Origin of the sequence: Mesorhizobium sp. B264B1B (genome assembly GCF_020165765.1) — a bacterium.
GTDB lineage: Bacteria > Pseudomonadota > Alphaproteobacteria > Rhizobiales > Rhizobiaceae > Mesorhizobium.
Map to the genome: position 1 here is coordinate 352818 of NZ_JAIUIS010000003.1, position 18417 is coordinate 371234.

17 protein-coding genes are annotated in these 18417 nt (G+C 63.6%); 9 read left to right on the forward strand and 8 right to left on the reverse strand.

Annotation, left to right across the window (positions count from 1 at the left end):
* Positions 1-593: 593 nt before the first annotated feature.
* The gene (locus LB547_RS08365; RefSeq protein WP_140524892.1) at positions 594-1532 is read left to right on the forward strand and encodes a diacylglycerol/lipid kinase family protein; all 939 of its coding nucleotides are present in this window, start codon (positions 594-596) and stop codon (positions 1530-1532) included.
* A gap of 90 nt (positions 1533-1622) precedes the next feature.
* On the opposite strand, the gene LB547_RS08370 is transcribed toward LB547_RS08365, so the two are convergent.
* Genes LB547_RS08370 through LB547_RS08380 form a run of 3 tightly spaced genes read right to left on the reverse strand, consistent with a single transcriptional unit; the run spans position 1623 to position 5364 of the window.
* Positions 1623-2540 (reverse strand): NAD(P)-dependent oxidoreductase, encoded by a 918-nt coding sequence (locus LB547_RS08370; RefSeq protein WP_140760277.1) that lies wholly within the window; start codon positions 2538-2540, stop codon positions 1623-1625.
* Positions 2537-3751, reverse strand: coding sequence for a mandelate racemase/muconate lactonizing enzyme family protein (locus LB547_RS08375; protein WP_140760289.1), 1215 nt, complete (start codon positions 3749-3751; stop codon positions 2537-2539). The genes LB547_RS08370 and LB547_RS08375 overlap by 4 nt, the downstream gene beginning before the upstream one ends.
* Positions 3748-5364: a GMC family oxidoreductase gene (locus LB547_RS08380; RefSeq protein ID WP_140524890.1), complete on the reverse strand. Its 1617-nt coding sequence runs from the start codon at positions 5362-5364 to the stop codon at positions 3748-3750. Before LB547_RS08380 ends, LB547_RS08375 begins: the two co-directional genes overlap by 4 nt.
* Before the next feature lie 206 nt (positions 5365-5570).
* On the opposite strand from LB547_RS08380, the gene LB547_RS08385 reads away from it, so the two are divergent.
* Both LB547_RS08385 and LB547_RS08390 read left to right on the forward strand, forming a co-directional pair.
* Positions 5571-6512 carry a phosphoribosylaminoimidazolesuccinocarboxamide synthase gene (locus tag LB547_RS08385; RefSeq protein ID WP_140524889.1) on the forward strand — a complete coding sequence of 314 codons (942 nt, stop codon included), beginning with the start codon at positions 5571-5573 and terminating at the stop codon, positions 6510-6512.
* A gap of 128 nt (positions 6513-6640) precedes the next feature.
* A complete protein-coding gene (locus LB547_RS08390; RefSeq protein ID WP_091579483.1) occupies positions 6641-7036 on the forward strand; it encodes an acyl-CoA thioesterase in 396 nt (131 codons plus the stop codon).
* A 94-nt stretch (positions 7037-7130) separates the two neighbouring features.
* Here the strand turns inward: LB547_RS08390 and LB547_RS08395 are convergent, their stop codons facing one another.
* Positions 7131-7499, reverse strand: coding sequence for a winged helix-turn-helix transcriptional regulator (locus tag LB547_RS08395; RefSeq protein WP_181165214.1), 369 nt, complete (start codon positions 7497-7499; stop codon positions 7131-7133).
* A 104-nt stretch (positions 7500-7603) separates the two neighbouring features.
* Here LB547_RS08395 and LB547_RS08400 point away from each other — a divergent pair, with 104 nt between their 5' ends.
* Complete coding sequence (locus LB547_RS08400; protein WP_140495977.1) at positions 7604-8209, forward strand: NADPH-dependent FMN reductase; 606 nt, start codon at positions 7604-7606, stop codon at positions 8207-8209.
* A 53-nt stretch (positions 8210-8262) separates the two neighbouring features.
* On the opposite strand, the gene LB547_RS08405 is transcribed toward LB547_RS08400, so the two are convergent.
* Positions 8263-8664: a winged helix-turn-helix transcriptional regulator gene (locus LB547_RS08405; protein WP_140760307.1), complete on the reverse strand. Its 402-nt coding sequence runs from the start codon at positions 8662-8664 to the stop codon at positions 8263-8265.
* A 97-nt stretch (positions 8665-8761) separates the two neighbouring features.
* Between LB547_RS08405 and LB547_RS08410 the strand changes: the two genes are divergently transcribed.
* Positions 8762-9739 carry a quinone oxidoreductase family protein gene (locus LB547_RS08410; protein WP_140760320.1) on the forward strand — a complete coding sequence of 326 codons (978 nt, stop codon included), beginning with the start codon at positions 8762-8764 and terminating at the stop codon, positions 9737-9739.
* A gap of 61 nt (positions 9740-9800) precedes the next feature.
* Here the strand turns inward: LB547_RS08410 and LB547_RS08415 are convergent, their stop codons facing one another.
* Positions 9801-10322, reverse strand: a complete 522-nt coding sequence (locus LB547_RS08415) for a hypothetical protein (RefSeq protein WP_181168554.1) — start codon at positions 10320-10322, stop codon at positions 9801-9803.
* Positions 10323-10477: 155 nt separating this feature from the next.
* Complete coding sequence (locus tag LB547_RS08420; RefSeq protein ID WP_224655950.1) at positions 10478-10921, reverse strand: gamma-glutamylcyclotransferase family protein; 444 nt, start codon at positions 10919-10921, stop codon at positions 10478-10480.
* Positions 10922-11163: 242 nt separating this feature from the next.
* Between LB547_RS08420 and LB547_RS08425 the strand changes: the two genes are divergently transcribed.
* The 4 genes from LB547_RS08425 to LB547_RS08440 all read left to right on the forward strand — a co-directional run bounded on the left by LB547_RS08425 (position 11164) and on the right by LB547_RS08440 (position 16982).
* Positions 11164-12042: a DMT family transporter gene (locus tag LB547_RS08425; RefSeq protein ID WP_140760688.1), complete on the forward strand. Its 879-nt coding sequence runs from the start codon at positions 11164-11166 to the stop codon at positions 12040-12042.
* A gap of 407 nt (positions 12043-12449) precedes the next feature.
* On the forward strand, positions 12450-13874 hold the full coding sequence (locus LB547_RS08430) for a family 16 glycosylhydrolase (protein WP_140760334.1): 1425 nt from the start codon (positions 12450-12452) through the stop codon (positions 13872-13874).
* 45 nt (positions 13875-13919) lie between these two features.
* Positions 13920-15662, forward strand: coding sequence for a type I secretion system permease/ATPase (locus LB547_RS08435; RefSeq protein WP_140686103.1), 1743 nt, complete (start codon positions 13920-13922; stop codon positions 15660-15662).
* A gap of 3 nt (positions 15663-15665) precedes the next feature.
* Positions 15666-16982, forward strand: a complete 1317-nt coding sequence (locus LB547_RS08440) for an HlyD family type I secretion periplasmic adaptor subunit (RefSeq protein WP_140516830.1) — start codon at positions 15666-15668, stop codon at positions 16980-16982.
* A gap of 50 nt (positions 16983-17032) precedes the next feature.
* Here the strand turns inward: LB547_RS08440 and LB547_RS08445 are convergent, their stop codons facing one another.
* Positions 17033-18343, reverse strand: coding sequence for a hemolysin family protein (locus LB547_RS08445; protein ID WP_140516828.1), 1311 nt, complete (start codon positions 18341-18343; stop codon positions 17033-17035).
* Positions 18344-18417: the final 74 nt, after the last annotated feature.

Here is an 18417-nt window from a genome sequence, read left to right on the forward strand (position 1 = left end):
GCGCCTCCCTGTCAGACCAGGACACGGTCACGGCAGCAACTCCCCTAAAGTCGTCGCACCAAGCCGGCCTTGATTTTGACGGTCCTGCCAGTCGCCGCCCGAAGGCCGCGCCCGTTCCAGACCACGCCGGTCTCCACCCTTGCGGGCTTTGCCCTGCGGCCATCGAAGGTTTTTGCCGTCCTTCATGGCAGCATCGGTCCGCCGTCGGCGTTGGCACGCTTTCCGCGGCCCCGTAGGTCTCGGCTTCCGTCCCTCGAAGCAGGCGAGCCTGCTCTCGCTTCGGGCCGTACGGGCCTCAGGAAATCCGCCTTTCACCTTCGCCTTTCGGCTGGGCGATCGGTAGCCGCCTGAGATGGGTTAAACTTACGCCGGCCAAGGATGTTGGGGAATGCCCGCGGGCCTGTGGATAGCGGGATTATCGGGGACCATTGCCACAAGCCTCGGAATTTCAGGCACCAAGGCCTTAGACAGCCTGCCCTGCTTTTTCGGCACGCGAACCGAGAGCGCCTATTGCTCCGCCAACGGGCGCGGGCTTCAATGCCGGCAAAGGATCGGGCAGTGCGTGCCCGGCGCCTTGCGGGGAGGGATGCGCATTGAAGGTCGGGGTGGTGCTCAATCCGATTGCCGGCGGCGGCTGGCTGAAACGGCACTGGTCCGAGGTCGCCGCCTCGTTGAAAAATCACTTCGGCGATTTCGAACTGCGCGAAACGCAGGCCGAAGGCGATGCCGAAAGGCTGGCGCTCGACCTCGCGGCAAACGGGTTCGACCTGGTGATCGCGGCCGGTGGCGACGGCACGGCCAGCGAGGTGGCCGACGGCCTGTTGCAGGCGTCCAAGGAAAACGGCCGCGCGCCCGAACTCGGTCTGCTGCCGTGCGGCACGGGTATCGATTTCGCGCGCGGGCTCGGCCTGCCGAAGGAGGTGGACGCGACGCTGAAGCGGATCGCCGGGGCCAAGGGCAGGGCGGTCGATGCAGGGCGCATCTGCTATATCGACGACCATGGCGCGCTGGCCAGCCGGCACTTCGTCAACATTGCGAGCCTGGGGCTCTCGGGCGCTACCGATCGCGCCGTCAACGCCGACAAGCGCAAGGGCAAGGTTGCGGCCAAGACGTTGTTCCTGTGTCGCACCGTGGTCGAATTCGCCCGCTACCGGTTCCAGGATGTAACGATTTCAGTCGATGACGGCGCGCCGGTCGAGGCGCGCATGGCGCTGGTCGCGGTGGCCAATGGCAAATTCTTCGGCGGCGGCATGATGATCGCGCCGGACGCCGAACTGACCGACGGCCAATTCGACATCGTCATCCTGCGCGCGGCCAGCAAGCTGAAGCTGATCTGGGATATCCGCCTGCTCTATGGCGGCAGGCATCGCAACCATCCGGCCATCACCATCCTGCGCGGCAAGAAAGTGGTTGTCGAACCGCTCGGCGACGTGGAAAAGAACGGCGCGTTGGTCGACATCGACGGCGAGTCGCCCGGGCGCATACCAGCGACCTTCGAGATCCTGCCCGGCGCTCTGACGCTCAGATATTGAATCAAGACGTTGCGGCTTTGATTCAGGTCGCTCCGGTCCTGATTCCAGATGAGCGCTCAACCTTTTGAAACCGCTTCAAGTTTCCCGGATTCAGATTTCCAGTTTGGACGGAAAACCGGGCGCGCGCAGGTCGGCGCCGACAGCGTCCTCGAGCAATTTGACGATCTGGGTCGACCAGGCGCCGCCGCCGTAAGCCGCCTTGCCCTGCTCGAAAATCGCATTGACGCGCGATGCCAGTTCCACCGGCACACCGAAATCCCGACCCATGCCCAGCGCGAAGCCGAGGTCCTTCAGCGCCAGGTCCATGGTGAAGCCGATGTCGTAGGAGCCGTTCAGGATGAGTTGGCTTTCGGTTTCGTGGACGAAGCTGTTGCCGGAGGAGGCGACGATGGCGTGATAGGCTTGGGCGAGGTCGAGCCCGCCTTGCCTGGCCAGCATCAGCGCCTCACCGGCGGCGACGAGATGGATGAAGGCCAGCATGTTGGTGATGACCTTGATCACCGGCGCCGAGCCGATCGGGCCCATCAGGAACGACTTCGCGCACATCGCATCGATGGCAGGGCGATGACGCTCGTAGAGGGCGGCATCGCCACCGACCAGCGCGGTGATTTTCCCGGCCGCCGCCAGATGCACGCCACCGGTGACCGGGCATTCCAAGGTCTCGATTCCCCTGGCCGAGGCGAGGCCCGCGAGGCGCACGATCTCGTCGCGGCCATTGGTCGACATCTCAATCCAGGTGCCGCCGGCGGGGAGGCCGTTGAGCAGTCCAACAGGCCCGGCGAGAACCGCCTCGCTGGCCTTCGGCGATGGCAGGCAAGTTATGGCATTGCCCGCCCGCTCAGCCGCCTCGGCGGGGCTGCCGGCAGCAATAGCGCCGAGCGCCACGAGGCGCTGGACGGCGGTGGGCTCCCGGTCGAACACGGTGACGGCAAAACCGTTGCGCACCAGGCTGGCGGCAAGTTTGCCGCCGAGATGGCCAAGGCCGATGAAGGCGTAGCGTTCGCTCACGGCATCAGCGGCGTTTGCATCATCTGCAAATGCAGGTCCTTGCCGGTGTAGGGGTGAGCGTCGCAGACGTCTTCGTTGAGTTCGACGCCGAGGCCAGGTTCCTTCGACGGGATGACGTTGCCGTCCTGCCACTCGATCTTCTTCTTGAGCAACGTGGCGTGGAAACCGTCCCACTGCTTCAGCGATTCCAGGATCAGGAAGTTGGGCAGCGTCACCGCCAGCTGGATGTTGGCGGCGCCGACGATCGGGCCGCAATAGCAATGCGGCGCGATCTGGATGTGGTAGGCCTCGGCCATGGCGGCGATCTTCTTGGTTTCGAGAATGCCGCCGGAGCGGCCGAGGTCCGGCTGCAATATGGTCGCGGCGCGGTTCTCGATGACGCGGGCGAATTCGAACTTGGTCGTCAGCCGTTCGCCGGTGGCGATCGGGATGGAAGTCGCGCGGGCGACCTGCGCCATGACTTCGGGCATATCGGGCGGCACCGGCTCCTCGAACCACAAGGGGTCATAGGGCTCGATGGCACGGGCAAGGCGCAGGGCGCCGGAGGCGGTGAACTGGCCGTGCGTGCCGAACAATATGTCGGCACGCGTGCCGACCGCCTCGCGGATCGCCTTGATCATGTGGGTCGAGACGTCGATGTCGAGCAGGCGCGGCTGGTGGCCGTCAAAGGCGGTGTAGGGACCGGCCGGGTCGAGCTTGACGGCATTGAAACCCTGCTCGACATATTCGAGCGCGCAGGCCGCCGCCATTTCGGGGTCGTTGTAGACATTCCTGCCGTCCGGGGCGTCCTCGGAATGGACGCTGCCGGTATGCGGATAGAGGTAAGTGTAGGAGCGCAGCGTCTCGTGCACCTGGCCCCCGAGCAGCTTGTAGACGGGTTTGTCCGCTTCCTTGCCAATAATGTCCCAGCAGGCCATTTCCAGCGCCGAGAAGCAGCCCATGCCGGACACGTCTGGCCGCTGTGTGAAGCCGGAGGAATAGGCGCGGCGAAAGAAATTCTCGATGTCGTGCGGATCGCGGCCGACGAGATAGCGCTCGGCCATGTCCTCGACCATCCTGGCCGTGACATGGGCGGAGAAGGTGGCGTTGTAGGCCTCGCCGTAACCCACCACACCGCCATCGGTGGTAAGCTTGACGAAGATGAAATACTTGCCGCCGATGCCGGGCGGCGGATTGCCGACAACCCAGGTCTTGACGTCGGTGATCTTCATTCTTGGTCCTCCAGAACCAGTTCGGCGCCTTTCCATCCGGTCAGGATCGAGGCGGCGTTGGTGTTGCCGGTGATGTTGTCGGGAAAGATCGAGGCGTCGATCACGCGCAAGCCTTCCAGCCCATGTACCTTGAGCCGCGGATCGACCACGGCGCGCGCGGGATCGGGTCCCATGCGGCAGGTCGAAACCGGATGATAGACGGTGCCGGAGCGTTTCCTGAAATCCGTGATCAGGTCGGCGTCCGAAGTGATTGATGGGCCTGGCAAAACCTCCTCCGCGATGATCTCGGCCATGGCCGGCATCGAGGCGATCTTGCGCACGAATTTCACCGCCGCCAGCATCTCCTCGACATCGGCATTGGTCGAATAGGCGTTGGCGACGATCTTGGGATGGTCCAACGGATTGCTGGAGCGGATCATGATCTCGCCGCGGCTCGACGGGCGGCAGTTGGACAAGCCGATCGAGAAGCCCGGCCAGGGGTCGGGAGTCAAAATCGGGCGCTCGCCGCTCTTCGGGATCACCGTCGAAAACGCCTGGAAGTAGAGCTGCATGTTGGGGCGCGAAAAGGCGGGGTCGGTGCGGAAGAAGCCGCCGCCATGGTTCATCGACAGCGACAGCGGGCCGGAGCGGGTGAGAATGTACTGCATGCCGACCATGAGCTTGCCCCACCAGGGACGCAGTATCTGGTTCAGCGTCGGCAGCCTGCCCTTGAAGGTGTAGTTGATGCCGACATGGTCCTGCAGATTGGCGCCGACATTCTCGTTGGCGTGAATGACCGGGATGCCAAACCCGTTGAGCAGCGCCGCCGGGCCAATGCCGGAGAGCTGCAAAAGCTGCGGCGAGTTGATCGAGCCGGCGGACAGGGTGATTTCGCGGCCGGCGCGGGCCGTCTTCGTCTGGCCCTTCTGCAGATATTCGATGCCGACCGCACGCTTGCCTTCGAAAAGGATGCGGCTTGCCAGCGCGTTGGTCTCGACACGGACGTTTGCGCGCTTCATCGCCGGGCGCAGGAAGGCGCGCGCGGCCGACATGCGGCGGCCGTTGCGGGTCGAGATCTGGTAGACGCCGACGCCTTCCTGGGCAGCGCCATTGAAATCGGAGTTGAACGGCAGTCCGGCCTGCTGGCCGGCGGCGAGGTAGCGCTTCGTCAGCGGGTGGACGGCATCAGACGTATCGCTGATGTGCAGCGGGCCACCTCTGCCACGCCATCTATCGGCCCCGGCTTCATTGTCCTCCAGCGCCTTGAAGGCCGGCAGCAGGTCGTCATAGCCCCAGCCGGGATTGCCCGCGTCGCGCCAGTCGTCGAAATCCTCGCGCGCGCCGCGGATCCACACCATGGCGTTGATCGAGCTGGACCCGCCAAGCAACTTGCCGCGCGGCCAGTGGTCGACATTGCCGCCAAGACCGGGATCCGGCTCGGTCTTGTAGTTCCAGTTGACCGTGGGATCGAAGAAGGTCTTGCCGTAGCCGAGCGGCATCTGCACGTAGAAGCGGCGGTCGCTGCCGCCGGCTTCGAGCACAAGCACCGAAAAGCGGCCCGAGGCCGACAATTTATCGGCGAGCACCGAACCGGCCGAGCCGGAGCCGACGATGATGAAGTCGTAGGTCTGCATAATGGGTATGGCCGGCTCCGGAAATCTGGCCGCAGCCTAGACGGGGCGGGCTTGCCGCGTCGCTGGGCCTTCCGGCATGCGTTGTGAAAAAAGCGACCGCGATGCCGGATCCAGTTGCGGGGAACCCTTAACAATCCCGCTTGATACGCATGGGGTCGACAGCTTATGCGAGGACATCGGCCAATCTGCGCAAGGCAGGAGATCCCATGCGTGTCCTGTCGGATGCTTTCATTCCCGAACTGCCGGGTCACTACAAGGGCAAGGTCCGCGAGAATTACGACCTCCCGGACGGGAGGCGCATCATCATCGCCACAGACCGCCTCAGCGCCTTCGACACCATCCTGACCTCGATCCCGTTCAAGGGCGAGGTCCTGACGCAGACGGCGCGGTACTGGTTCGAGGAAACCGCCGATATCTGCCCGAACCATGTTCTCGAATATCCCGACCCGAATGTCGTCGTCGGCACCAGGCTCGACATCCTGCCGGTCGAGATCGTCGTGCGCGGCTATCTGGCGGGCACCACCAGCACCTCGATCCTGACCCGCTATCGTCGCGGCGAACGGGACATGTATGGCATGCGGCTGCCGGACGGCCTGCGCGACAATGAGAAGCTGGCCGGACCGATCATCACGCCGACCAGCAAGGCCGCGCATGGCGGCCATGACGAGCCGCTGTCCAGGACCGAGATCATCGAACAGGGCCTGCTCACCCAGGCGCAGTGGGACACCGTCTCGGATTACGCCTTGAACCTGTTCGCCCGCGGCCAGGCGCGTGCCGCCGAACGCGGCCTGATCCTCGCCGACACGAAATACGAATTCGGCATCGACCAAAACAGGACGATCATCCTGGCCGACGAAATCCACACGCCCGACAGCAGCCGGTACTGGATCGCCGGGAGTTACGAACAGGCCCTGGCGAACGGCACTCGGCCGGAAAGTTTCGACAAGGATTTCATCCGATCGTGGGTGACGGCGCGCTGCGATCCCTACAGGGAGCCTATTCCGGAAATCCCGGATGAGATCGTCGAACAGGCCTCCAAAGTCTATGCGCAGGCTTACGAGGCCATCACCGGCAAGACGTTCGTCCCCGACGTTTCCGGGCATACTGTTCTGGATCGCATTCGAGCGAACCTCGAGCGCTATTTCTAGAAGGCCGCGAGCCCTTGCGGGGGGACTCGAAATGAAGGTCCGAGCCGTGGATCGCGATCGTCTCGCGTTGACGCGTTGGCGCCTTGACGATACGGGATCAGGGCAGTCAATCTCTGGGGATAACTCGCATGGTGCATTACGCGGACGGGCGGCCGATCGGCGATCTGACGCTGCGCACGCTGGCCATGCCTTCGGACGCCAATGCCGCCGGCGACATTTTCGGCGGCTGGGTGATGGCGCAGATGGACCTGGCCTGCGGCATCCGCGCCGCCGAGCGCGCCAAGGGCCGCGTGGTGACGGCGGCGGTCAAGGAGATGTCCTTCGCCAAGCCGATGAAGATCGGCGATACGCTGTGCATCTACACCCATGTCGAGCGCGTCGGCCGCACCTCGATGACGCTCAAGGTCGAGGCCTGGGCGCAGCGCTATCTCTCCGACCTGATGGAAAAGGTCACGCACGCCGATTTCGTCATGGTGGCGCTGGACGGCGAGGGCAAGCCGAAGGCCGTTCCGGCCGAAAGCTAAAGCCTGGGACCGCTGTGAAACTGTCTTTCAGCCCTGCGGCGGCGGTGCAGGCACGAAGACAATCAGTCAATGATTGCTGAACGACTGTAGAATTTCAGCCATGCAGGCCATCGAATTTCGCACGCGCGGCCCGTACGCGCGTGGTGTTCCTGCGCGCCCATTCGCCGAGCGCGCTGACGGGGACCAGCAGTTCATGGCCGAGTTCGGTCAGCTCGTAGTCGACGCGCGGCGGAATGGTCGGGAACACGGTGCGGGTGACGAAACCGTCGCGTTCCAGCCCTCGCAAGGTGGTGGTCAGCATCTTCTGCGAGATGCCGCCGACAGCCGCGCGCAGCTCATTGAAGCGCAGCGGTCCGTCGCCGAGCTTGCCGACGACGAGCACGGTCCACTTGTCGCCGACGCGCTGCAGGATTTCCGAAACGGCACGGCAGTCTTCGGTGTTGTGCGGGTTCCTCAGTAACAAAAAGGTGCCTCCTTGCGCATGAAGTTGACAGGAACTCATATAGCCCCGGTATCCAAATGATACCAGTCTTACCTGCCCAGGAATTGCTTACCAGGAGAGCCCCTATGTCCAAACCCAAGATCGCCATCATCGTCGGTTCGACACGCGCCGCGCGCTTCGCCGACGTGCCCACCCAATGGATCGCCAAGATCGCCAAATCGCATGCCGATATCGAGGTCGATGTCGTTGACCTGCGCGATTTCCCGATGCCCTTCTTCGACGAGGTCGCATCCTCCGCCTGGGTGCCATCGACCAACGAGGTGGCGCAGCGCTGGCAGAAGAAGGTCGCCGAATATGACGGCTTCATCTTCACCGCCGCCGAGTACAATCACGGCCCGACGGCCGTGCTGAAGAACGCCATCGACTACGCCGCCAATGAATGGAACAAGAAGCCGGCCGGCTTCGTCGGCTATGGCAGCGTCGGCGGTGCCCGCGCTGTCGAGCAGCTGCGCCTCCACGCGGTCGAATTGCAGATGGCGCCGGTCAAGTCGGCCGTCCATATCGCCTGGGGCGATTTCCTCGCGGTGCGCCAGGGCGAGAAGAAGCTCGAGGAGATCGAGCACCTGAACCAGGCCGCGACCGCGCTCGTCAACGACGTCGCCTGGTGGGCCAAGGCGCTCAAGACCGCGCGCCAGGCCGACGCCATAGACGAGGAAATCAAGGCGGCCTGACCGCCTCGAAATCATCCTCCCAAGGATGTGGGGCGGCGCTTGCGCCGCCCTTTTCAATTGCGAAAGGCTGTTTGCTCGTCCCGCCCTGGTCGTGGCCGGATGACGCAGTCGGCAAGACGATGCTTTTCGTTCAGTTCGTCGGCGTGGTGCTGGCCCCATTGGCACAGCGCCAGCAGGATGGGCTCGAGGCTGAGGCCGAGCGGGGTGGCCGAATATTCTACCCGCACGGGCACTTCGGCGAAGATTTCGCGGCTGACGAGACCGTGCTCCTCCATTTCGCGGAGCTGCTGGATCAGCACTTTCTGGGTGATGCCCGGCATCAGCGCCTTGAGTGCGGTCAGCCGCCTTGGGCTGTCGAAGAGATGGTAGAGGATGACCGCCTTCCAGCGCCCTGCGATCACTTTCAGGGCACGCTCCGCCGGCAGCAACGGCAGTCTCTTGGTTATTCCGGCCATGGTCACCACCTGGTCAGCAGGGGACAAATGAGTGTGTAGTCGAGGCCCCGCAGATAGTGGCAAACCGCGGCCGATGCCATAGCGATCGGAGTTTGCCATGAAAGCCGTACAATTCAGCCGTTTCGGCGGCCTCCAGGTGCTGGAGATTGTCGACCTGCCGACACCGGAGCCGCAGGCCGGCGAGGTGCTGATCCGCGTTCATGCCGCCGGCATCAACTTCTTCGAGGTGCTGATGCGCGCGGATCGTTATGCGGTCACGCCGCAATTGCCGATGGTTCCCGGCGTCGAGGCGGCGGGGGTCGTGGAGGCCGTCGGGCAAGGGGCGGACGATACGCTGATCGGGACCCGGATCGCCGCGCCCTTGTTTGCCTCGACACGCTCTTTTGGCGGCTATGCCGAGCATGTGACGATCGACGCACGCTTGGCCGTTCCCTTGCCGGATCCGCTTTCGTTCGAGGAGGCGACGGCGTTGATGGTGCAGGGGCTGACCGCCTTTCATCTGTTGCGGCAAAGTCCGCCGGCGAACAGGACGGTTTTGGTTCCCGCCGCCGCGGGCGGGGTCGGTTCGCTGCTCGTCCAGTTGGCGAAGCGCCAAGGCGCGCGCCGGGTCATTGGGCTCGCCGGCGGCAAGGCCAAGCTCGACGTCGCCATGTCGCACGGTGCCGACATCGCCATCGATCGTCATTCCGGAGACTGGGTGGCCGAAACCAGAGACGCCGCGCAGGGTGGTCTCGATACGATCTATGACACCGTCGGCGGAACGATGACCGGGGACTTCCTCGATATCCTGGCGCCCGGTGGCGAGCTCGTGTTTGCAGCACTTGGCCGCTATGCGCTTGGCGTTGCCCGGCTTGAGGCGATGATCGGCAGGAATCAGTCGTTGAAGGGCTTCGCGCTGCTCCCGCTGTTGTCCCCTGGGGTGCTGAGAGCGAGCCTTTCGGAGCTTTTCGATCTGGCTGCCAGCGGCGACATTGTCGTCACGACTGGCGGGCGCTTTCCGCTCGACCAAGCCGGCGAGGCGCATCGCCTGCTCGAAGAGCACCGCTCGATCGGCAAGGTCGTGCTGATACCCTAGCGTCGGGCTGCCGCGCAATCCGCTGGGGATGGAAATAGCCTTCGGCCCAAAATCGTGCGTGTCAAACGCCGGCGACGGCGAAAAGCCAGGCCAGGATATCGAACAACAAAAGAACCAGCGCGATCTGCAATGCCACCCGAAGCCGCTGGATGATGCGCCAGTTGCTGGCCATGTCGGCCTTGATGCGAAGGGCAAGCGCGCGCTGCATGGCCGATATCTTCAGCGGCCTGTCGCCATCGACATATTGATGGAGCAGCTCTTCCGGATCGAAGCGGAACGTGTATTTGTGATAGGGCCAAAGCAGGAAGACGATCAGTCCGCCGATGCCGAACAGCAGGGCCACTGCGATCCAATCCCAGAGCCCGAGCCCGTCGGAAAGCGCCCTTGCGCCAAGCAACGAGTTTACAAACGCGGTGGCGAAGATGAGGCTGCCCGCGCGCGTGTTCATGTTCTCGACGAGATTCTGCTGATGATTGAGGCCTCGCACCGCCTCCTGATAGATAAATGCCAGGCGAGGATCGTCGTCGGCAGGATCGCTTGCGACTGCCGTGTTGCTGTCTCCGGCGCCGGTACGTTCAGTCATGAGAATGCTCTATGCCGCATCGGTGATGCGTCACCTTAGCTCAAAATCCCTTGGCGCTAAAACGTGCCGGAGCATCAGTGGCGAGGTGAAACCACTTGGCGTCGCAGAAAAGCCGAACCAGGCGGCAAACGCCACGCACGTTTCCTGGAGTTGTTCTAGCCACCCCATGAAAGCGCGAAGCGCCGATCATTGTAGTCCTTGAGATATCGGGAGTGGATCGGCGCGGCGAGATGCCGGGATTTCATGTAGACATATGCCGAGACAGGCGGCCCGCCATCGACAGGCTCTGCTTCGATCAGCACGCGCAAATTTCCGGGCTTGCCAACGGATTCGATCCTGTCGAGGTTTGCCAAGGCGCGATCGTCTACGGCGTAGAGTTCGCCGCCGACCTGGAAGCCGACGCCTGGTTCATTGACATCATCGGAGCGAAGCGAGGTCCAGCGATCAGCATCGGGAAGCGCTCTCGCGTCCTGTAGGCGCCCAGAAATGCGGCTTCGGACAAACCCTCGCCGTGAAGGGGAAAGCCTTTCTTCAAGGTACCAAACACGAAGAGTTTCCGCATCATGCGCGGGGAACGCCGGCCAAGCTTGGAAGTTCATCTGTTTTCATCGGCGTTCGGGCAGCGGAAGTGAGCAAGACAGCGGATTCAGCATCGTATCTGGGCTGAGGCGTGGAGCTGTGAAGGTTGCTTTCGCGCGATGCCGGACCGATACGGGTTGGCCCTCCATATGGGCGGAGCTGCCATCTGGCTCGGCCGTTCTGCCCTGATATATCCGGCCGCTATCCATCACATGAGCAAAGCCCCGTGAAGTCATCCAGCCTGGCAGGCGTCGTTTCCCCCATGATCCCGGTGCTGGTGTGCGCGCTCGGCATCTTCCTTCTGTCGGGGATGGATGCGGCGATGAAGGTTCTAGTCATTGCCGTGGGCGTCTACAACACGGTGCTATGGCGCAGCATGCTGGCGACCGTGGTCGCGGGCGCCGGCTGGTCGGCAGGGTCGCGTTCATTTCCCGCCCTTTCCGTGTTGAGGCTGCATGCGCTGCGTGCCGTTGTTGTCGGCATTGTCTTGCTGTCGTTCTTCTGGGGGCTTGCCAGGCTGCCGCTGGCGGAGGCGATCGGCCTCAGTTTCGTGGCGCCGCTATTTGCGCTCCTGCTGGCCGCGCTGTTGTTGGGCGAACGGATACAACGGCAGGCGATCTGGGCATCGCTGGCCGGCATTGCCGGTGTCGCAATCATAATAGCCGGGCAGTTCGGGCATGCGACCTATGCCGAGGATGCCCTGCTCGGCACGGCCGCCGTGCTGGTATCGACGGTGTTCTACGCCTACAACCTGATCCTTGCGCGGCAACAGGCGCTGCTGGCCAAGCCGATCGAAATCATGCTGTTCCAAAACCTTTGCGTTGCCGTCATCCTCGGTCTCGCGGCACCCTGGCTTGCCATTGCGCTGCCAAGCGAGCTCTGGCTTCCTCTCGCCGGGGTGACGGCGCTTTCGCTCGCCGGCCAATTCCTGATGAGCTGGGCCTACGCGCGCGCCGAAGCGCAATATCTGATCCCGACCGAATACTCCGCCTTCATCTGGGCGATCGCGCTTGGGTGGTTCTTCTTCGACGAGGCGGTGACCTGGACCACGCTGGCGGGAGCGAGCCTCATCGTGGCCAGTTGCCTGATCGCCTCGCGCTCGAACCCGAAGCTTTCCGAACCGATCGAAGCCGCGGTTTAACGGTGTTCCCCTGCGACAAATAGCAGGCACTGCGCCGCCGGCCCGAGGCCTGTTCCCTCGCTCGATGCGCCAGCCCTGGAATTCGCCCATCGCTCCAGAGCGGCAATGTTACGGCCCGCCAGAAAGCCGGAATCGCTTTTTTGTGACCTACGCCAGGCGTGGCAGCAAGTATATCGCCGTTTTCTCGGTATAAGCGAAAATTTTATTAAAAGTTTTACTGACTTCATTACGATTTATAGACCATTTCTTGGCCTCTAGTGCTTTCGTTTCGAAAAATGTCACCCAACAGTCGGTGTAATGCTGAACTGTGTGGCAAGCTCCTGGAACGACATCGTGCATGGCAACGTTGCTCCGTAAGCGGTTGCCGTTTCGAATGACCTGAACAGGCGCGAGGAAAGGATTTCCTGATGAGCACCGTCGTGAACGCCAAAGGCATCCCTCTCCCCTACACGGGCACGTCCACCCATTGGTTCTCGGCGACCGGATCCGGGCCGGAATTGCACGGCACCTCCGGCAACGACTCCTTCTGGGGGGACGCCAGCGTCAACGTCACCATCTATGGCGGCGCGGGCGACGACTACTATCACCTCTATTCCACCAACAACAAGTGGGTGGAGGATCCCGGGGCTGGCATCGACACGATCGACACATGGATGAGCTACAAGCTCCCCGACAATTTCGAGAATCTCGTCGTCACCGGCAACAATCGCTATGCGTTCGGAAATGCGTTGGACAACATCATCAAGGGTGGCTCGGGCCATCAGACGCTGGATGGCGGTCAGGGCAACGACGTGCTGATCGGCGGCAGCGGCGCCGACACTTTCATCATCACCAAGGGCAATGGAAGCGACCTGATCACCGATTTCGGCGCGGACGACACGGTCCGCCTCAATGGCTACGACTTCATGTCTTTCGACGACGTCAAGGCACATATGACCCAGGCAGGAGCGAACCTTCTGCTGAACCTCGGATCCGACGAGGTGCTGGTCTTCAACAACACGACGGTGGACAAGCTGGCGCCCAGCCAGTTCGAACTGCCGATCGACAAGTCCGGAATGACGCTGTCCTTTTCCGACGACTTCAACACGCTCAGCCTTTGGAACGGCCATGATGGCACCTGGAATTCCAACTTCTGGTGGGGAGCGCCGAACGGAAGCACGTTGAGCAGCAATGGGGAGCTGCAATGGTATATCGACGCCAATTACGGCCCGACCAGCTCAGTCCACCCGTTCAGCGTGGAAAATGGGGTGCTCACCATCACTGCGGCGCAAGCGCCCGAAGACATCAAGCCACTGATCAACAATTACGAATACACCTCGGGCATCCTGACGACCCACGAAAGCTTCTCGCAAACCTACGGCTATTTCGAAATGCGGGCGGACCTGCCCGAAACGGCCGGAGCCTGGCCGGCCTTCTGGCTGCTGCCGGAAGACGGCTCGTGGCCGCCGGAACTGGACGTCCTGGAAGCGCGCGGGCAGGATCCGAACACGCTCATCATGACGGCGCACACGAACGAGACGGGACAGCACACCAAGGTCTCTTCCTCGGTGAATGTTTCGGACACCGACGGCTTCCATACCTATGGCCTGCTGTGGACACCGGATACGCTCGTCTGGACCTATGACGGCGTAAAGGTCGCCGAAGCCGCGACGCCGTCCGACATGCACACGCCCATGTACATGCTGGCCGATCTAGCCGTCGGCGGTTTTGCCGGCGCGCCTCCCGACCATCTCGCCACGCCGGCGGAGATGAAGATCGACTATATCCGCGCCTATACGCTGGATGACCTGCAGCACCACCCCCTGGACGTTGCGGGCGACCACTCGGTCTGAGCGCCGATGTCTCGGGACATGAGCCGCCAAGGGAGCGCGGGAACGATGGGACAGTCAGGTCTGCGGGCGGTCTTGTGGCGCGCCATCGCCGATGTCGGCGTTTTCTCGTTGCTGATCAACGTCCTGCTGCTGGTGATCCCGCTCTATCTGTTGCAGGTGTATGATCGGGTCCTGCCTTCCTCCAATGTCGAGACGCTTGTCTACCTGTCGGTCATCGCGGTTCTCGCGCTGGTCTTTCTGGGCTTTCTGGACGCGGTGCGCTCCATTTACACGCAGCGCGTCGCGGCCAGCATCGACAGCAAGCTCGGGGCGGAGACGTTCGCCGCTTCGCTTGGCGCCGACCACGCCTCCGCAGGCCTGTCGCCATTGCGTGATCTCGCCTCGGTATGCGCCTTCATCAGGTCGCGCGGCGTGGCGGTCCTGTTCGACCTGCCGTTTGCTCCGTTCTTCCTCGGACTGCTCTACCTGATCCATCCCGTCCTGTTCTGGCTCACCCTGGCTGGCGTGGCGATGCTGCTTGCACTGGTCCTGGCAACCCAGCTTGCCATCGGCAGGAACGACGCTTTGTTTTCACGACGTTCGGCGGTCGCCAGCCAGTCGGAGCAGGCCTTTGCCCGCGACGCCGAGACGCTGCGCGCCATGGGCATGGTCCAGAACGCCGCGCGGGCTTGGGGAAAGCACGTCGCCGAAGCGCTGATCGTTCACGACCGCGCGTCGACGGCTAATGCGATCTTCAGCGGAACGTCGCGGGCCGTGCGCATGATGCTGCAGCTGGCGATACTGGGCGTGGGTGCGTGGCTGGTCCTGCAAGGCAAGATGACGGCCGGGATGATATTCGCGTCTTCCCTGGTATCGTCGCGCGCGCTGCAGCCGCTCGACCAACTGATCGGCTCGTGGCGGCAGATCGTCGACGCCAGGCGATCGTGGAAACGGCTGGAGGCAACCCTTTCGGCACGTCCGTCCGCGGTGCAAAAACTGGCCTTGCCTGATCCGTCAGGCGCGATTTCGGCGCAGGATCTGATCTACGTCGCGCCGAATAGGCCCGGCGGTCCGCCCATCGTCAAGAGGCTGAATTTCCACATCGGGGCCGGCGAGGCGGTGGCGATCGTCGGCCCGAGCGGAGCCGGCAAATCGACGCTCGCCAGATTGCTTGTCGGTGCGCTCCAACCGGTCAGCGGCTCGGTCAGGATCGACGGTGCCGATCTCAGGACCTGGGACGAAAAGCAGCTTGGAAGGCATATCGGCTATCTCGCGCAGGAGGTGGAACTGTTCCCGGGATCGATCGCGGAGAACGTCGGCCGCTTCGACCCCGACGCGGATGACGCCTCGATCGTCGAGGCGGCAAAGCGTGCCCAGGCCCATGAACTGATTTTGACGCAGCGCGACGGCTACCAGACGATGATCGGTCTCTCTGACAGGGCGCTGTCGGGCGGCGAGCGCCAAAGGATCGGGCTGGCGCGCGCCCTGTACGGCAACCCCAGAATTCTCGTCCTGGACGAGCCCAACGCTCATCTCGACGGCGCCGGCGAAGCGGCGCTCGAAGCGGTGCTCTCGGATGCGCGGTCGGCGGGGATTACCTTGATCGTGATCACGCACCGCCCTTCGATCGCAGCGGCCTGCGACCGCGTGATGCTGCTGCGCGACGGCGCGATCGAAGCCTTCGGCCCGAGCGGCGATTTGCTGCGGCAGCCGCTCGCCGGCAATTCTTCCCGGCAGAATACGGTGGTGACGGGGTCGTTCGCCACGACCCTCCGCAGCGCCCCGCAAAAAACCCGCTTTGGATCGTAGATGATGGCAGTGCACAGCCTCGCCGGGGAACGCAATCCACGCACCGACACAGGGCGCGTGGCATTCGGCGGCTATGCGGCGATAGCGATATTTGCAGGTTGCTTCGGCTATTGGGCGGCCTATGCCCCCTTGTCCGGCGCGGTGATCACGCAAGGCACGATCTCGGCGATGGGCGGGAACATCCTCATCCAGCACCCCGAGGGCGGCATCGTCCAAGAGTTGCTGGTCCACGAAGGCGATCGCGTGCAGCAGGCGCAGGATCTGATAGTGCTGGATCCAACCGCCGCGCAGGCCGAGCTCAACCGGCTGACGAGGCAGTCGATCGCGCTCAGGGCAAGCGCGGCGCGGCTGGAGGCGGAGCGGGACGGGCTGGACAGGCTGGCGCCGATCACAACAGCGGCGCCGGCGCCGCTTCAGCACGATTTCGAAATGCTGGTTCGGGAACAGCAGAAGGAGTTCGACGCCAGGCTCGCCCGGTTCCGGTCGGAACGATCGATCCTCCAGCAGCGGGTCGTCATGCATCGGCAGTCCGTCGTGGGATTGGACGCCCAGAAACAAGCCATCCAGCAGCAGGTCGAGGTGGTGAAGAAGGAGCTCGGCATCAAGACCAGCCTTTTGGACAAAGGCCTGACCAACCGCACCGAATACTCCCAGCTTCTGCGCAGCGAAGCCGACCTCGTCGGCCAGGCGGGAGCGCTGGAGGCCAGTCTTGCATCGGCCAGCACCCAGATCGTCGAGGCGCAGGAGCAGACCGAGCGCTTGACCACGCAACGGGTGGAGGAGGCGCTGACGAAGCTGGACGAGGTTCGCTCCAACCTGGCCGACGTCGAGGAACAGATCAGGGCGGCCGCGGCGGTGCTGCGGCGCACGACAATCAAGGCGCCGGCAGCGGGCATCGTGGTGTCGTCGACCTACAATTCCAAGGGCAGCGTAATTGCCCCGGGCGAAAAGATCATGGAAATCCTGCCGACGGCATCGGGGTTGGTCGTGGACACGAAGCTGCGGCCGAAGGACATCGATCAGGTACGCGTCGGCCAGCCGGCGAAACTGCGATTGTCCGCCTTGAACGCGCGGCTCACGCCCGAGGTTCCAGCCACCGTGACACAGGTTTCCGCGGATCGGCTGATCGACGAGGCTACGCGTGAACCCTATTTCCGGGCGAAGCTGAAGATCGACGCCCTGCCATCCCGCGTGAAGCCCGAGCAGCTCTATCCCGGGACGCCGGTCGAGGCGTTCATCAGCACCGGCGACCGGACTTTCCTGGAATATCTCGCGCGGCCGATGCTCGATTCGTTCGCCCGCGCCTTCACGGAGCAGTAGGCGCGGACGGACGGCCAATGACCGCTTGACTCGAGGCAACGTTCGAACAGTCAGCGCACCACTTCGCGGTGGCCGCTGGGCAGGCGCGTGGCGATCAGCTTGTCGATGCGGCGGCCGTCGAGATCGACCACCTCGAAACGCCAGCCTTGCGCGTCGACGCATTCGCCGGTCGCCGGCAGATGGTGCATGTGCGACAGCACATAGCCGGCGACGGTCTCGTAGTCGCGGTTTTCCGGCAAGTCGATGCCCAGCACCTCGGCCATCTCGTCGGCCTGCATATAGCCGGCAAGCAGCCATGAGCCGTCGTCACGCTTGACGGCATTCTCTTCCTCGCCGGCTTCGAGGTCCGAACGGAAGACGCCGGTGATGGCCTCCAGAATGTCGGCGGGTGTGACGATGCCTTCGAAATGGCCGTATTCGTCATGCACCAGCGCCATCGGCACGTCGGATTCCTTCAGCGTCTGCAGCACGTCGAGCGCGTCGGCCTGATCGTGCACGATGGGCGCGGTGCGCACGTGCCGACGCGGGTCGAGCGCGCGGCCGCCCAGCAATGCCGCGAGCACGTCGCGCGTCTGGACGACGCCGATCATGGCGTCGACGCCGCCGTCGCCGGCGGGCAGGCGCGAATGCTGCGTGTCCATCAGGAGCTTGCGGATGGTCGCATCGTCGGACTGGAGGTTGATCCAGTCGACCTCGGTGCGCGGCGTCATGACGGCGCGCACGGCGCGGTCGCCAAGCCGCATGACGCCGGCGATCATGCGGCGCTCGTCGGATTCGATGGTGCCGTGATGCTCGGCCTCGGCGACCAGCATCTTGATCTCCTCGTCGGTAACCTTCTCCTCGCTCTCGCCGCGCTGGCCGAGCAGCCAAAGCACGGCGCGGCCCGAAATATCGAGCAGGAAGACCAGCGGCGCCGAGACGGTGGCGAGGACGGTCATGGCCGGGGCGGCGCGCACGGCGACCCGCTCGGGGTCGCGCAGCGCGATCTGCTTGGGCACGAGCTCACCGATGATCAGCGAGGCATAGGTGATGATGGCCACGACGATGCCGACGCCGAGCGGATCGGCGATGTTTTCGCGGATGCCGTTCGAGGCCAGGAACTGCGCCAGCCTTTCGCCGAGCGTGGCGCCGGAAAAGGCGCCGGACAGCACGCCGACCAGGGTGATGCCGATCTGTACCGAGGACAGGAACTTGCCGGGGTTGGAGCCAAGCGCAAGCGCCCGGCCGGCGCCCTTAACCTCGCGATCGATCATTGCCTTGAGGCGGGCCGGCCGCGACGAGACGATGGCAAGCTCGGACATTGCCAGAAGGCCGTTCACGCAGATGAGGACGACCACGGTGGCGATTTCAACATATAGCATCAGGGGTCAATAGCATTGCCGTGCTGGATTGGAAAATAGTCAGCAGCCGTTTTCAGGAAGATGACAGCGCATGC

What these genes read in the sequence shown, in the direction of transcription:
- LB547_RS08400 (WP_140495977.1), top strand. Translation starts at nt 7,604, where the DNA reads ATGTCCAAACCCAAGATCGCCATCATCGTCGGTTCGACACGCGCCGCG.
- LB547_RS08405 (WP_140760307.1), bottom strand. Translation starts at nt 8,664, where the DNA reads ATGGCCGGAATAACCAAGAGACTGCCGTTGCTGCCGGCGGAGCGTGCC.
- LB547_RS08385 (WP_140524889.1), top strand. Translation starts at nt 5,571, where the DNA reads ATGCGTGTCCTGTCGGATGCTTTCATTCCCGAACTGCCGGGTCACTAC.
- LB547_RS08425 (WP_140760688.1), top strand. Translation starts at nt 11,164, where the DNA reads ATGATCCCGGTGCTGGTGTGCGCGCTCGGCATCTTCCTTCTGTCGGGG.
- LB547_RS08410 (WP_140760320.1), top strand. Translation starts at nt 8,762, where the DNA reads ATGAAAGCCGTACAATTCAGCCGTTTCGGCGGCCTCCAGGTGCTGGAG.
- LB547_RS08375 (WP_140760289.1), bottom strand. Translation starts at nt 3,751, where the DNA reads ATGAAGATCACCGACGTCAAGACCTGGGTTGTCGGCAATCCGCCGCCC.
- LB547_RS08390 (WP_091579483.1), top strand. Translation starts at nt 6,641, where the DNA reads ATGGTGCATTACGCGGACGGGCGGCCGATCGGCGATCTGACGCTGCGC.
- LB547_RS08420 (WP_224655950.1), bottom strand. Translation starts at nt 10,921, where the DNA reads ATGAACTTCCAAGCTTGGCCGGCGTTCCCCGCGCATGATGCGGAAACT.
- LB547_RS08430 (WP_140760334.1), top strand. Translation starts at nt 12,450, where the DNA reads ATGAGCACCGTCGTGAACGCCAAAGGCATCCCTCTCCCCTACACGGGC.
- LB547_RS08380 (WP_140524890.1), bottom strand. Translation starts at nt 5,364, where the DNA reads ATGCAGACCTACGACTTCATCATCGTCGGCTCCGGCTCGGCCGGTTCG.
- LB547_RS08415 (WP_181168554.1), bottom strand. Translation starts at nt 10,322, where the DNA reads ATGACTGAACGTACCGGCGCCGGAGACAGCAACACGGCAGTCGCAAGC.
- LB547_RS08435 (WP_140686103.1), top strand. Translation starts at nt 13,920, where the DNA reads ATGGGACAGTCAGGTCTGCGGGCGGTCTTGTGGCGCGCCATCGCCGAT.
- LB547_RS08445 (WP_140516828.1), bottom strand. Translation starts at nt 18,343, where the DNA reads ATGCTATATGTTGAAATCGCCACCGTGGTCGTCCTCATCTGCGTGAAC.
- LB547_RS08440 (WP_140516830.1), top strand. Translation starts at nt 15,666, where the DNA reads ATGGCAGTGCACAGCCTCGCCGGGGAACGCAATCCACGCACCGACACA.